Consider the following 12,192-nt stretch of genomic DNA (forward strand, 5'->3'; position numbering starts at 1 on the left):
TTTGTGTTTTTTATACTTTTAATATTTATCTATTAAATAATGATAGGCTTTCAGGTATTTGTTGAACCTCTTGATATCTTTAGGGCTAAGTTCCCTGTTTACCCTTCTGAGGTCCATATTATCACGGAGATCATTAAGCTTTACTGCGACAGCCAGAGAAGATCTTTCTGTTCTTTTAACGAATTCATCATAATCTTCTTCAGGATCAAATTTGGTAAGGCAGCTGATGGCAAAAATAATGTATTCGGGAAAGCCTTCGGTTCTTAAATAATCCAGGCTGAATTCTTCCGGATGATCCTCCACTACGTCATGCAGTACACCGACGATCTTTTCGTCCATTGTTTTACCGTATTCCATCACGCGCATGACATGGGCAATGTAGGGAGCATGGTATTTGTCGGTTTGGCCTTTGTGTGCTTTATCAGCTATTTTTATGGCTCTGTTGAGCATTTCTTCTTTTGTCATTTCAAATAGAAAATAGAATACAAAAATAAAAAATGCCTTAAAAAATAAGACATTTTTATTGAGAATATTTTACATAATATTAAAGCAGGGTTTCATCCTCTACTGAAGCACCTGGCGCATTGGTTTTTACAGATTCTATGCCGTTTTCCATTCCGTTTTCAGATTCATACATCTGGCTGGTTCCTATAACCTGTCCGTTTCCGGCTTTTAAATTGAAATAGCAGCGGTCATCTTTAGCTGTATTTCTTTCAAATTTTGAGTCATCCTGTGAATTGGTGCGTACAGATTCTATTCCGTTTTCACAGGAGGATTTTGAGCCGTATCCCTGGCTGATTAAGATCACCTGTCCGTTTCCGGCTTTCAGATTGAATTTGAAGTCGCTGTCGGTTCTCTTCGAGATAATAAATTTTCCCATAGTAATTGGTTTTGTGGTTTGGTTAGTTTTTAATTATTTGGAAGGCTGAGCCTTTTTTGTGTCTGCAATTTTTTCAGAAATATCAGGATTCAGTATCCTGTATTTTGTATGATCTTTTTTAGGTTCCTTTAAAGCCATATAGGCCGCTGTATCTTTTGGCGTTACAGTAAGTATTTTATACAGTTCCTTCCGGTCTGTATCGGTTTTTTCCTGAATTTCTTTAAGATCATTAGGCTTGAGAATCTTTGTAGTATCTGTCTTCGGCAGGATCAGCTTTCTCTCTTTTTTCTGGGCAGTCAGGGTAATAGAAATAAGAAGGAAAGGAAATAATAAAATCTTCATGTTTTTAATTTAAAATAAAAATATAAAAAATATTGGAATTTAAGTTCACAAGCCCATAGATTTTACACATCGGTTTGCAATCCTGTCTGTTATGTCTTAATATAAGCTAAAAAAGCGCCTCAAAAAAAATGAGACGCTTCAATCAAATTTATGTTATAAAGACTAATAAGCTCCTTTAGCGATATAGTGTGCTGCCACTTTTTCAGTTAAAGCCACTACATTTGGGTGGTTGGTATACTTCGTGAATCTTCTCAGCCCTGAAAGCATCATTCTCTGCTCATCGCCCTCAGCGAAAGAGATAATTCCTTCTTTAGCTGCTGCAATGACCTTTTCAACAGCTTTGTAAAGGTTAAGCTGTGCCATCGCTGCTTCCACAGACTCAGGAGAGAAATGTTTCTCAGCTCTCAGTACAGCAGATTCTGCCATATAAAGCTGGTTAAGGATCTCAGATGCATTTAATAATAAGTGCTGCTGCTTTTCGATATCCATCATGAATTTTTGAAGAGCGGCTCCGGAAACCATAAGAAATACCTTCTTAAGGTTAGCGATAATCGACTTCTCCTCACTCATAAATGCTGAATAATCAGGAACATCAAATGATGGAATTCCCATTAATTCTTTGCTGATTGCCATTGCCGGAGAAAGCAGATCCAATTCTCCTTTCATCGCTCTCTTAATCAGCATTCCAACTGCTAAAAGACGGTTGATTTCGTTGGTCCCTTCATAGATTCTTGCAATTCTTGAATCTCTCCAAGCTGCTTCCATAGGCATATCTTCAGAGAATCCCATTCCTCCGTACACCTGGATTCCTTCATCAGCAGTATGCTGTGTTAAATCTGAAACGAAAACTTTCAAAATAGAAGCTTCCACTGCAAATTCCTCAACTCCTTTTAATTCAGCCTGCTGGTGGTTCATTCCGCCGGCAACCAATTCATTGATTTTATCTTCAACATCTTTAGCCGCTCTGTAAGAACCGGCCTCCGCAACGAAAATTCCGGTTGCCATTTCTGCCAGTTTCTTTCTGATCGCTCCGAAAGTGGAGATAGAAACTCCGAACTGTTTTCTTTCGTTAGAATACTGAAGAGAATGGTTTAAGATTCTTCTCTGTCCGTCAAGGTTGGCAGCTGCCAGTTTAATTCTTCCTACGTTCAAAGCATTTAACGCGATTTTGAAACCGTTGTTTCTTTCACCTAAAAGATTCTCAGCAGGAACTTTCATATCATTGAAGAAAACCTGTCTTGTAGAAGACGAACGGATGCCCAGTTTATGTTCTTCTTCACCGAAAGAAAGTCCTTCAGTTCCTTCTTTTTCTACGATGAAACCTGTAATGTTCTTATCATCATCAATTTTTGCAAAGACAATGAAGATTTCTGCAAAACCTGCATTGGAAATCCACATTTTTTGTCCGTTGATGATGTAATGTTTCCCATCTTCAGAAAGTTTAGCTCTTGTTTTTCCGGAGTTGGCATCAGAACCGGCATCAGGTTCAGTAAGACAGTATGCTCCGAATTTTGTTCCTGTAGCCAGATCCGGAAGGTATTTTTTCTTTTGCTCTTCCGTACCGTACAACAGGATAGGGAGTGTCCCGATTCCCGTATGAGCTCCATAAGCTGTAGCCAATGAACCATTTGCTCCCGAACAGTAATCACATGCCAGCATGGTATTTACGAATCCCATTCCAAGGCCGCCGTACTCTTCAGGAACAGCAACTCCCAGAAGGCCCATTTCACCCAACTGACGCATTTTTTCTTCAGTTAAAGCATAATCTTTTTTCTCAAATCTTTCTTTTTGAGGAATTACTTCTCTGTCGATAAATTCTTTTGCAGAATCACGAAGCATTTTTTGTTCTTCACTCAGTTCTTCAAGAGTGAAAATATCGTTTGCAGGAATTTCCTTGATCAGGAATTCACCTCCTTTTAATGTAGCCATATATTATTTTGTTTTTTAATAGATTATAGAATAAAGAGAAAAGAATAAAGACTTACAACTTCAAGTTTTTTTGAAAGCCTGAGATCATTCTCTGTAATTCTGTGATTTTATTTTCTAGATCTTCAAGTTTAGACATTTCAAAATAATTCCTATTAGCAGAAATTATAATCTGAGTTTGTAATTCATAAAGAGAACCAAGACTTATTTCCAAAAAACGGTTGAAATCTTTATCAGAGCTTCTGCTTGAACCTTCTGCAATATTGGAAGCAACAGAAACGGAACACCTGCGGATTTGAGACTTCAATCCAAATTCTTCATTTTTTGGATAAGTATCGGTAAGAATATAAATATGATTGGCAAGCTCAATTGCTAACTTCCAAATATTTAAATTCTTAAAATTGTGTTTCATTCTGGTCTTTTCTCTTTATTCTTTACTCTTTTAGTCTATTTATTTAAAGAAGTTCAAAGATTGAAGCGGCTCCCTGTCCCGTACCCACGCACATAGATACCATTCCGTACTTATTGCCGCGTCTTCTCATTTCGTCAAGAAGCTGAACGGTCAGTTTTGTTCCGGTACATCCAAGCGGGTGGCCAAGAGCGATTGCACCTCCGTTGACGTTAAGGATGTCAGGGTTTAACCCTAATTCCTTTTTGATCGCCACAGACTGTGATGCAAAGGCTTCGTTCAGTTCAATCAATTCAATATCTTTTAATTCAAGACCTGCTTGTTTTAAAGCTTTTGGAATCGCATAGATCGGGCCCATACCCATAATTCTAGGCTCAAGACCTGCTGCAGCATAAGCTACTAATCTTGCTTCCGGCTCAAGACCTAATTCTTTTACCATTTCTTCGCTCATTACCATAACGAAAGCAGCTCCGTCGCTCATCTGAGATGAGTTTCCGGCTGTTACGCTTCCTCCGTTAGCGAATACGGGTCTCAGTTTAGCCAAACCTTCCAAAGAAGTATCTTTTCTAGGGCCTTCATCTACGGAGAAGTCGAACTTTTTAGACTGCATCTTCTGATTTTCATCTAAGAAATTATATTCCACAGGAATAGAAACGATCTGACTGGCAAATTTCCCTTCTGCATTAGCTTTCAAAGCTTTCATATGAGACTCAAATGCGAACTGATCCTGTTCTTCTCTTGTAATATTATATTGTTTGGCTACTTCTTCAGCCGTGTAACCCATTCCCCAGTAATAATCAGGGTTTGTTTTTGCGATATCCGTTTCCGGAACCGGCTTGTATCCACCCATCGGAATGTAAGACATCGATTCTGTACCTCCTGCGATGATACAGTCTGCCATTCCTGCCTGGATCTTGGCCGAAGCAATAGCGATCGCTTCACTTCCAGATGCACAGTATCTGTTTACGGTAACTCCCGGAACTTTGTCTGTATTTAATCCCATTAAGGAAATTAAACGGGCAACATTCAGCCCCTGTTCAGCTTCCGGCATTGCGTTTCCTACAATAAGGTCGTCAATTCTGTTTTTGTCTAATTGTGGAAGCTCAGCCATCAATTTTTCAATAACTGTAGCCGCCATCACGTCTGGACGAGTAAAGCGAAGGGAGCCTTTAGGCGCTTTTCCTACCGCTGTTCTGAATCCTTTTACTATATATGCTTGTTTCATTAGATTAGAGATTTTTAGACAAGAGATTTGAGACTCTTGTCGCTTAAATTATTCTTTTATTAATATTATCTTTAAAAACGTAAATCATTTTTTGAACATCATTAAGCTTATCTAGCAACGGTTTATTTATTTCTTCAGAAATAAAGTTTAGTTTTTCGCATAAGATAAGCTGAGTTTGAAGTTCATAAGAAGACCCATATGCAATATTTAAAAAATAATAAAATTCTTTTTCTCTCTCTCTTCCGGCACCTTCTGCTATATTGGAAGAAATTGAAACAGCCGATCTTTTGATTTGTGAAGAAAGTCCATACTTTTCATCATTTGGCATATTTGCTAATGCTTTATAGACGTCAACACATAAATCAATTGAATCATTCCAAATTTTCAATTTTTTAATATTATGCATAATCTTACTCTCAATTTAGTTTCTTATTGGTCTCCCAGTCTCGAGTCTTTAAGTCTCAAGTCTAATTCCTCAGCGGTTTCCCATTCTGCAACATGTATTGAATTCTTTCAAGCGTTTTTCTTTCGCCGCAGAGCTGAAGGAATGTTTCTCTTTCAAGATTCAATAAATATTGTTCGGTAACTACGGTTGGTTCGGAAAGATTTCCTCCTACCATTACGTTGGCTAATTTGTCAGCAATTTTCTTGTCGTGGGCAGAGATGAAGTTTCCGGTAAGCATCTGGTCTGTTCCTACGTAGAACATTCCTAAGGCATCTTTTCCTAAAACTTTTACTTTTTGCTCAATAGGCTGTGTATATCCTTGCTCTGCCAGTAGTTTTGCTACTTTTTTAGCTTCGGCGATCTGTCTGTTTTTGCTTACGGATACAATATCTTTTCCTTTTTCAAGAATTCCCATATCGTAGGCTTCATAAGCGGAAGTCGCTACTTTACCCATGGCGATATTCATGAATGCTTCACGAAGTCTGTTGTTTTTAACGTCATCGCTGTGGAATTCTCTGGAAGTTCTCAAAGTAAGTTCTTTGGTCCCACCACCGCCAGGAATTACCCCAACTCCGGTTTCTACCAATCCGATATAGGTTTCTGCTGCAGCAACCACTCTGTCTGCGTGCATAGTCATTTCGCAACCGCCACCAAGGGTCATTCCGTGAGGGGCAACTACTACAGGAATAGAGGAGTAGCGTACTCTCATCATGGATTTTTGGAAATAGGCAATAGCCATATTCAGATCATCCCAGTCCTGTTCAATGGCCATCATCAGGATCATGGCAAGGTTGGCTCCCACAGAGAAATTGGTTCCCTGGTTTCCAACAACCAATCCGTCATATTCTTTTTCAGCTAAATCAATGGCTCTGTTTAAACCGTCAAGAACTTCGCCTCCAAGAGAGTTCATTTTTGAGCGGATCTCAAAATTGATGATTCCGTCACCAAGATATTCGATCGCTGCACCTGAATTGCTCCAAAGTGTTTTATTCTTTCTGATATTATCCAGGATAATAAAGGCATCCTGACCAGGAATTGTATTGTATTCTCCAGAGTTTTTATCAACGAAAATACTTTGACCTTCATCATTTACCTTATAAAAAGCTTCTACATTTTTAACCCAGTCTGAAACTTCATAGCCTGCATCTTTTGCCAGTTCGATACCTTTCTGAACGCCTACAGCATCCCAGATTTCAAACGGACCGTTTTCCCATCCGAAACCTGCTCTCATCGCATCGTCTATTTTATAAACTTCGTCAGAGATTTCCGGAACTTTATGAGAAACGTAAGCGAATAGTGCTCCTAACGATTTTCTGTATAATTCGCCGGCTTTATCTTTTCCACCAATTAGAACTTTAAATCGGTCAATTGGTTTGTCTATATTTTTAGTTAATTCTAAAGTAGGGAAAGAAGATTTTCCCTGAAGTTCATATGCTAATGTATCAAGGTTCAATGCGTGAATTTCAGATTTCCCTTCTGCATTTTTTACTTTTTTGTAGAAACCTTGCTCAGTCTTAGAACCTAGCCATTTATTATCCATCATTTTCTGGATATAATCAGGAAGGGCAAAAACGTCATTAAAGTTATTGGCTTCTGCACCGCTCTGGCGAACGCCGTTAGCAACCATTACCAAGGTGTCAAGCCCCACTACATCAGCCGTTCTGAATGTCGCTGATTTTGGACGTCCGATAACAGGACCGGTTAATTTATCAACTTCAGAAACCGTCAAACCTAATTTCTGTACGTTATGAAGAAGATCCATCATAGAGAAGACTCCGATTCTGTTGGCAATGAATGCTGGAGTATCTTTAGCTAAAACGGTAGTTTTTCCTAAGAATTTAGCTCCAAAATCCATATAGAAATCTACCACTTCCGGCAGTGTGTCCTGAGTAGGGATGATCTCTAAAAGAGGCAGATATCTTACCGGGTTGAAAAAGTGCGTTCCCGCAAAATATTTTTTGAAATCATCGCTTCTTCCTTCAATTAGAAAATGAATAGGGATTCCCGAAGTATTAGAAGAAATTAATGTTCCCGGTTTTCTGAACTGTTCAATTTTTTCGTAAACAGATTTCTTAATGTCAAGCTTTTCTACGACTACTTCAATGATCCAGTCTGTATTTTTAATTTTCTGAAGATCATCATCGAAGTTTCCTACTTTAATTCTATCCGCAAATTTTGGTGAATAGAGAAGGGCAGGACTCGCTTTTTTCAGTTTTTCAAAGTTTTCAGAAGCAATTCTGTTTCTCACAACCTTGTCATCTTTGGTCAAACCTTTTTTCTGTTCAGCTTCCGTCAGTTCAAAAGGGACAATATCCAAAAGAGACACTTCCACGCCAATGTTGGCGAAATGTGCCGCAATACCGCTGCCCATAATTCCTGAACCAAGAACCGTTACATGTTTGATTCTTCTTTTCATTATAATTTATTTTCTGTTATTTAATAATTCGTTTGCAATTTTCATGATCTCGGACATCACTTCTTTAAAGGTTTCAATTTTCTCAGGAGCGATTTTTTCCATCACTTTCTTATTAAAATTGACGACCACTTCTTTGGACATATTCCTTGAATTCAGACCTTTATCTGTAAGTTTAATAATCACTTCCCTTTTGTCGGCAGTGGTCTTTTCCTTATAGATGTATCCGTTGTCCTCCAGAAGCTTGATGATTCTGGTCAGAGAGGTGGGTTCAATCGCCATTTTAGGACCGAGGTTGGTACTTCGGGTGCCCTCTTTGGGATCAATTTTAAGAAGGGTGAGGGCCTGTACAGCGGTAGAATCATGCTCCTGGGCAAGTTCTGTGTACATTTTAGAAACAGCCAGCCAGGTCTGCTTCAAAACTAAATCTACGTTTTCTATTTTTTCTTTATTATTATCCATCATTTATCCACTAATGGTGTTACCCAAATTTAGTAAATATTATGCATGCATAGTATTTATTAACGTTAAATTTTGTTAATAAGCTGATAATAAACAGATTAAATTGTATGACTAGCATAATACTATGCATGCATAGTATGTGAAATATACAACAGAAATGTAGTATTAATGAATGTTTTTAATGAAATTAACTATTTCTTCGAAAGATTCATATTGTTGTTTCGAGGAGCCAATGAGAATTTCCCAAAAGCTGTTCTTATATTCAAAATGTAGAGCAGAAAGGTCTTTTTCGAAATTTTTCTGCAGCAAAGAATAAAGCATTTCTTTGTGAACCTGGGGTGCATTAATAGAAGGTGGAACAAAGTTCTCATTCACCTGAAACAGTGAAACGTTGGTAAGTTCATCATGCTGAAGCAGTAGATCTTCCACAAGGCCGGAGAAAAGCTGGTTGTCTTTTACATACCAGATCTTGTCTGCGAATTCTTTGGCCAGTCTCCAGTCATGGGAGGAGAATAGTATAATTTTATGTTGCTCTTTAGCCAGTCTGCGAAGAGTCTTTAAGATAATGAGTTTGTTTTTTTCATCCAGATGGGTCGTTGGTTCATCCAGAATAATAACCGGAGAATTCTGAGCGATAGCCCGGCCTATAAATGCTTTCTGTAAATTCCCGTCTGAAAGGTTTTTAAGAAGAGTATGTCTGTATTGGGCAAGATCCAGTTCATCTATAATGTGGGAAATTTCATCTCTGTCTTCTCTTTTAAGCTCGAAATAAAAAGGGTAATAGATGTATTTCCCCAATGAAATAAGGTCTTCAACAGTATAATGCTGCGGCACATTCGATTTTGAGAAAACAACAGCGATATTTTCCGCAGTTTCCTTAACGGAAAGATCTTTTATATTTTTTTGATTAATTAAAATCTCACCGTTTAAAAGCGAAGCCTGTTGTAGGATGGATTTGATAAGCGTAGTTTTTCCAACACCGTTATTGCCAATCAATAGGCATACGTCACCCAGTTTCAGATCTGCATGAGCATTTGAAATTAAAGTTTTGTCGTAGCCTATATTGGCTTGTCTGATTTCCAGGTGCATGGGCTCGTTGGTTAATTGTAAAGGTGAATTTTTTATAAAAATACTATTTTTAAGGCGTAAGGAATTTGGTTTTGCTCAAATTTTATATTGTTCTAATTCTTAAAGCTATAAATGATTGAAAATTCTAATCATCCTGTTCTGAAAACAGTAACACTTTTTAATCTGCGTCATCTGCGAACGTATAATTTTTTCCTCTCGCAGATTTAGCAGATGACGCAGATCTTATTTACGGTTTAGTTATTCACATTTGACTATTAACCATCCACTCATTCTCTCTTAAACCTTATTCTGTTTCAGAAGCATCAGCAAAATCACAGGTATTCCAAAGACAGAACTTATTACGTTCATGGGAATCTGGGTTTTTTCTGCTGTGATAGAGAATACCAACATGATCAGCATTCCGAGAAACATATTCAGAATCCACTGCTGCCATAATTTGGACGGATTATAGATCAGTCTGCAAAAATGTGGAACAATAATCCCGATAAATAAAATAGGTCCGAGAAATGCCGTTATAGAAGCTGAAAGTAGGGAAGAGGCGGCAATGATAAGAATCTTCAACTGATTGAGATTAACACCTAAACTCTGTGCATAAGAAGTTCCCAGAGAATTTCCTATCAATGGTTTTATTGTTTTAAAACAGAAAAACATGCCTATAAAAACCAGGATAGATAATACGTAGATCTGGTTTCTTGTCACCATATTATTGGCTCCAAAAGACCATAAAATATAGTTTTTCAGGCTCTGGTTTTCTGCATAGAACTGTAATAATGAAACTACAGCACCTGCAAATGCCGAAATAAGGAAACCAAAAATAATAAGATAGGATTTATCCTGAAATTTATTCGACATGGAAAGAAGTACCAGCATCAGGACAAGGCTTCCTGCAATGGCTGAAAGGCTGAGAAAACTGTTCTGCAGAAATTCCGGGATTAAAAAATCGTGGGAAAAGAAAATATAAAAAGCTACTGATAAACTGGCTACTGAAGTAATGCCCAGGATATCCGGACCAGCCAATGGATTTTGAAAGTATTCCTGCATCAGAAAACCGGATGTGGGAATTGAAATTCCTGCCAGAAGAATAACCAGTACCCGGTTAATCCGGATCTCCGCAATTTGGCTTTGGGCAGAATCCTGAAAAAAATCCTGGAGGTTTAGTGTTAAAAATCCTGTGTTCAGGTTGATTACTGCAGTAAAAATAATAGCAGCCGTCAGCAGTAAACACAGGATTTTGAATTTTTTCGACATGATCAGAAAAGAATCTGGATGTTTTATTTTAAAAGAGCATCAACCTTGGAGTTCAATACTTCCTCGGTCATCATTCCTAAATATTCGTCGGTTTTATCTCCTTTTCTCAAATAGGTAAAAGGAATTGAGCCACCGTCCCACTGTTGGAAATTATTAGTAAAAAAATTAGCATCCAGTTTCTGGCCATCCAAGAGGATGATATTGGATGCAAGATTATTTTCCTGTGCAAATTTTTTCACAGAAGTATTCCATTCAGATTTATCATCAAGGTTGATAAAAGTAAACTTTACCGGCTTATCTTTTAATTCCTCCATTTTGTTCTTAAAATGAGGGATTTCTCTCATACACGGTCCACACCATGTTGCAAAAAAATTGGTAACATATAAAGTGTCATTTTTCTGAGCCAAATATTTTCCCAGATTATCAGGAGAAAGCTCCTTTGAAGTATAAGCACCCGCAGCAGAGACTGTATTGTCTGTTACTGAAACTGAATCTACAGCCGTATCCTCTATTTTCTGGCCCTCTTTTTTGCAGCTGTAAAGAGCCGTAAGAATAAGCGTGGATAAAATTATCTTCTTCATAAATTATTTTTTGACTATTTTTGAATTGAAGTATGGAACAACAAATCTATAAAGGGAAACTGATACAGTTTCATCCGTTAAAAATAGCGAAAAAGGAACAACTGACCAAAAATACTTTTTCTCTGGAATTCGAGATTCCCGGGAATCTGAAGGAAAATTTCAAGTTTGAAGCGGGACAATTTGTAAGCATAAAATTTATCGCTCACGGTGAAGAAGTCATTAATGATTATTCAATGACCTCGGCTCCTTATGAGAAAAAAATCTGTCTTGGAATAAAAGTGAATTCTCCCAGTGGAGCCACTTCGGAGCTGTTCAAAAACTATAATGTTGGAGATGAGCTGATGGTAGGAGAACCTTCCGGTAGGTTTACCTTAGTTTCCAAGCCGAGCGAATTCCGGACAATTGTTGCCTTTGCAGCCGGAATAGGAATTACTCCGGTACTGAGTCATTTTAAGAATATCCTTCATACAGAACCGCGTACCAGACTTTTTTTATTTTTTGGAAACAAAAGTTCGGAAGAAGTTATTTACAGAGAACAATTGGATAATCTTGCCAGAATGCATGGGGAAAGACTTCAGATTTTTTACTTTTTTTCAAAAGAAAAGACGGCAGATCAGTTTTTCTATGGAAGGCTGGATGAAAAAAAACTGAACTTAATTATTAACCAGATTCTCCATCTCGATGATACAGATGAAGAGTCTACCATTTGGGATGCGGTAGATGAAGTGTTAATATGTGGAAAAGGAGAAATGATCAAATCGCTGGCCAATGCCTGTTATCACCACGGAATTCCGAAAAAGAATATTCATTTTGAACTTTTTGAAGAGTACAATGATGATATTTATCCTGTAGAAAAAGAATTTCCACTGATTGAAAATGTGGAAGTTAAATTTAAAATACTTGGAAAAGAATATGAAACCCATCTTCCTGATAACAGAGAGAAAATCCTACAGCAGCTTCTGATCCAGAATTTTCCGGTTCCTTATTCATGCAAATCCGGAATATGCGGGAGTTGCGAATGCTATCTTGAAGAAGGAGAAGTGGAACTGCTTGAAAATGAATATCTGACTGAAAAAGAAGAAGCACAGGGTAAAATACTGGCATGCATGTCCATTGTAAAAAGTAAGAAAATAAAGCTTAACTTTGACCTTAGTTGAGAATTATCAGGAACA

The 12,192-nt window shown here is 37.7% G+C and carries 13 protein-coding genes; 1 reads left to right on the forward strand and 12 read right to left on the reverse strand.

Annotated features, from left to right (window positions below):
- Nucleotides 1-18 precede the first annotated feature (18 nt).
- The 12 genes from J4Q03_RS14725 to J4Q03_RS14780 all read right to left on the reverse strand — a co-directional run bounded on the left by J4Q03_RS14725 (nt 19) and on the right by J4Q03_RS14780 (nt 11,020).
- Nucleotides 19-465 (reverse strand): phosphohydrolase, encoded by a 447-nt coding sequence (locus tag J4Q03_RS14725; RefSeq protein WP_426048897.1) that lies wholly within the window; start codon nt 463-465, stop codon nt 19-21.
- Nucleotides 466-544: 79 nt separating this feature from the next.
- Nucleotides 545-880 (reverse strand): YegP family protein, encoded by a 336-nt coding sequence (locus tag J4Q03_RS14730; protein WP_426048898.1) that lies wholly within the window; start codon nt 878-880, stop codon nt 545-547.
- A gap of 33 nt (nt 881-913) precedes the next feature.
- Entirely contained in the window at nt 914-1,222 is a 309-nt protein-coding gene (locus J4Q03_RS14735) for a hypothetical protein (RefSeq protein WP_426048899.1), read from the reverse strand.
- A gap of 162 nt (nt 1,223-1,384) precedes the next feature.
- A complete protein-coding gene (locus tag J4Q03_RS14740) occupies nt 1,385-3,151 on the reverse strand; it encodes an acyl-CoA dehydrogenase family protein (RefSeq protein WP_426048900.1) in 1,767 nt (588 codons plus the stop codon).
- Between the two features lie 52 nt (nt 3,152-3,203).
- Nucleotides 3,204-3,560, reverse strand: a complete 357-nt coding sequence (locus J4Q03_RS14745) for a four helix bundle protein (protein WP_426048901.1) — start codon at nt 3,558-3,560, stop codon at nt 3,204-3,206.
- A 43-nt stretch (nt 3,561-3,603) separates the two neighbouring features.
- Nucleotides 3,604-4,782: a thiolase family protein gene (locus J4Q03_RS14750; RefSeq protein WP_426048902.1), complete on the reverse strand. Its 1,179-nt coding sequence runs from the start codon at nt 4,780-4,782 to the stop codon at nt 3,604-3,606.
- A gap of 43 nt (nt 4,783-4,825) precedes the next feature.
- Entirely contained in the window at nt 4,826-5,188 is a 363-nt protein-coding gene (locus tag J4Q03_RS14755; protein WP_426048903.1) for a four helix bundle protein, read from the reverse strand.
- A 61-nt stretch (nt 5,189-5,249) separates the two neighbouring features.
- Nucleotides 5,250-7,643 carry a 3-hydroxyacyl-CoA dehydrogenase/enoyl-CoA hydratase family protein gene (locus J4Q03_RS14760; RefSeq protein WP_426048904.1) on the reverse strand — a complete coding sequence of 798 codons (2,394 nt, stop codon included), beginning with the start codon at nt 7,641-7,643 and terminating at the stop codon, nt 5,250-5,252.
- Nucleotides 7,644-7,649: 6 nt separating this feature from the next.
- A complete protein-coding gene (locus J4Q03_RS14765) occupies nt 7,650-8,102 on the reverse strand; it encodes a MarR family winged helix-turn-helix transcriptional regulator (protein ID WP_034727924.1) in 453 nt (150 codons plus the stop codon).
- 165 nt (nt 8,103-8,267) lie between these two features.
- Nucleotides 8,268-9,191: an ABC transporter ATP-binding protein gene (locus J4Q03_RS14770; protein WP_426048905.1), complete on the reverse strand. Its 924-nt coding sequence runs from the start codon at nt 9,189-9,191 to the stop codon at nt 8,268-8,270.
- 276 nt (nt 9,192-9,467) lie between these two features.
- Nucleotides 9,468-10,439: an iron chelate uptake ABC transporter family permease subunit gene (locus J4Q03_RS14775; protein ID WP_426048906.1), complete on the reverse strand. Its 972-nt coding sequence runs from the start codon at nt 10,437-10,439 to the stop codon at nt 9,468-9,470.
- Nucleotides 10,440-10,462: 23 nt separating this feature from the next.
- On the reverse strand, nt 10,463-11,020 hold the full coding sequence (locus tag J4Q03_RS14780; RefSeq protein WP_426048907.1) for a TlpA family protein disulfide reductase: 558 nt from the start codon (nt 11,018-11,020) through the stop codon (nt 10,463-10,465).
- Between the two features lie 32 nt (nt 11,021-11,052).
- Between J4Q03_RS14780 and J4Q03_RS14785 the strand changes: the two genes are divergently transcribed.
- Nucleotides 11,053-12,177, forward strand: coding sequence for a ferredoxin--NADP reductase (locus J4Q03_RS14785; RefSeq protein ID WP_426048908.1), 1,125 nt, complete (start codon nt 11,053-11,055; stop codon nt 12,175-12,177).
- Nucleotides 12,178-12,192 lie beyond the last annotated feature (15 nt).

Origin of the sequence: Chryseobacterium sp. NFX27 (assembly GCF_049887855.1) — a bacterium.
Taxonomy (GTDB): domain Bacteria; phylum Bacteroidota; class Bacteroidia; order Flavobacteriales; family Weeksellaceae; genus Chryseobacterium.

Bases quoted from the DNA above. Each gene is read 5' to 3' on its own strand.
- J4Q03_RS14730 (WP_426048898.1), bottom strand. From the start codon at position 880: ATGGGAAAATTTATTATCTCGAAGAGAACCGACAGCGACTTCAAATTC.
- J4Q03_RS14775 (WP_426048906.1), bottom strand. From the start codon at position 10,439: ATGTCGAAAAAATTCAAAATCCTGTGTTTACTGCTGACGGCTGCTATT.
- J4Q03_RS14770 (WP_426048905.1), bottom strand. From the start codon at position 9,191: ATGCACCTGGAAATCAGACAAGCCAATATAGGCTACGACAAAACTTTA.
- J4Q03_RS14780 (WP_426048907.1), bottom strand. From the start codon at position 11,020: ATGAAGAAGATAATTTTATCCACGCTTATTCTTACGGCTCTTTACAGC.
- J4Q03_RS14735 (WP_426048899.1), bottom strand. From the start codon at position 1,222: ATGAAGATTTTATTATTTCCTTTCCTTCTTATTTCTATTACCCTGACT.
- J4Q03_RS14740 (WP_426048900.1), bottom strand. From the start codon at position 3,151: ATGGCTACATTAAAAGGAGGTGAATTCCTGATCAAGGAAATTCCTGCA.
- J4Q03_RS14785 (WP_426048908.1), top strand. From the start codon at position 11,053: ATGGAACAACAAATCTATAAAGGGAAACTGATACAGTTTCATCCGTTA.
- J4Q03_RS14745 (WP_426048901.1), bottom strand. From the start codon at position 3,560: ATGAAACACAATTTTAAGAATTTAAATATTTGGAAGTTAGCAATTGAG.
- J4Q03_RS14755 (WP_426048903.1), bottom strand. From the start codon at position 5,188: ATGCATAATATTAAAAAATTGAAAATTTGGAATGATTCAATTGATTTA.
- J4Q03_RS14750 (WP_426048902.1), bottom strand. From the start codon at position 4,782: ATGAAACAAGCATATATAGTAAAAGGATTCAGAACAGCGGTAGGAAAA.
- J4Q03_RS14765 (WP_034727924.1), bottom strand. From the start codon at position 8,102: ATGGATAATAATAAAGAAAAAATAGAAAACGTAGATTTAGTTTTGAAG.
- J4Q03_RS14725 (WP_426048897.1), bottom strand. From the start codon at position 465: ATGACAAAAGAAGAAATGCTCAACAGAGCCATAAAAATAGCTGATAAA.
- J4Q03_RS14760 (WP_426048904.1), bottom strand. From the start codon at position 7,643: ATGAAAAGAAGAATCAAACATGTAACGGTTCTTGGTTCAGGAATTATG.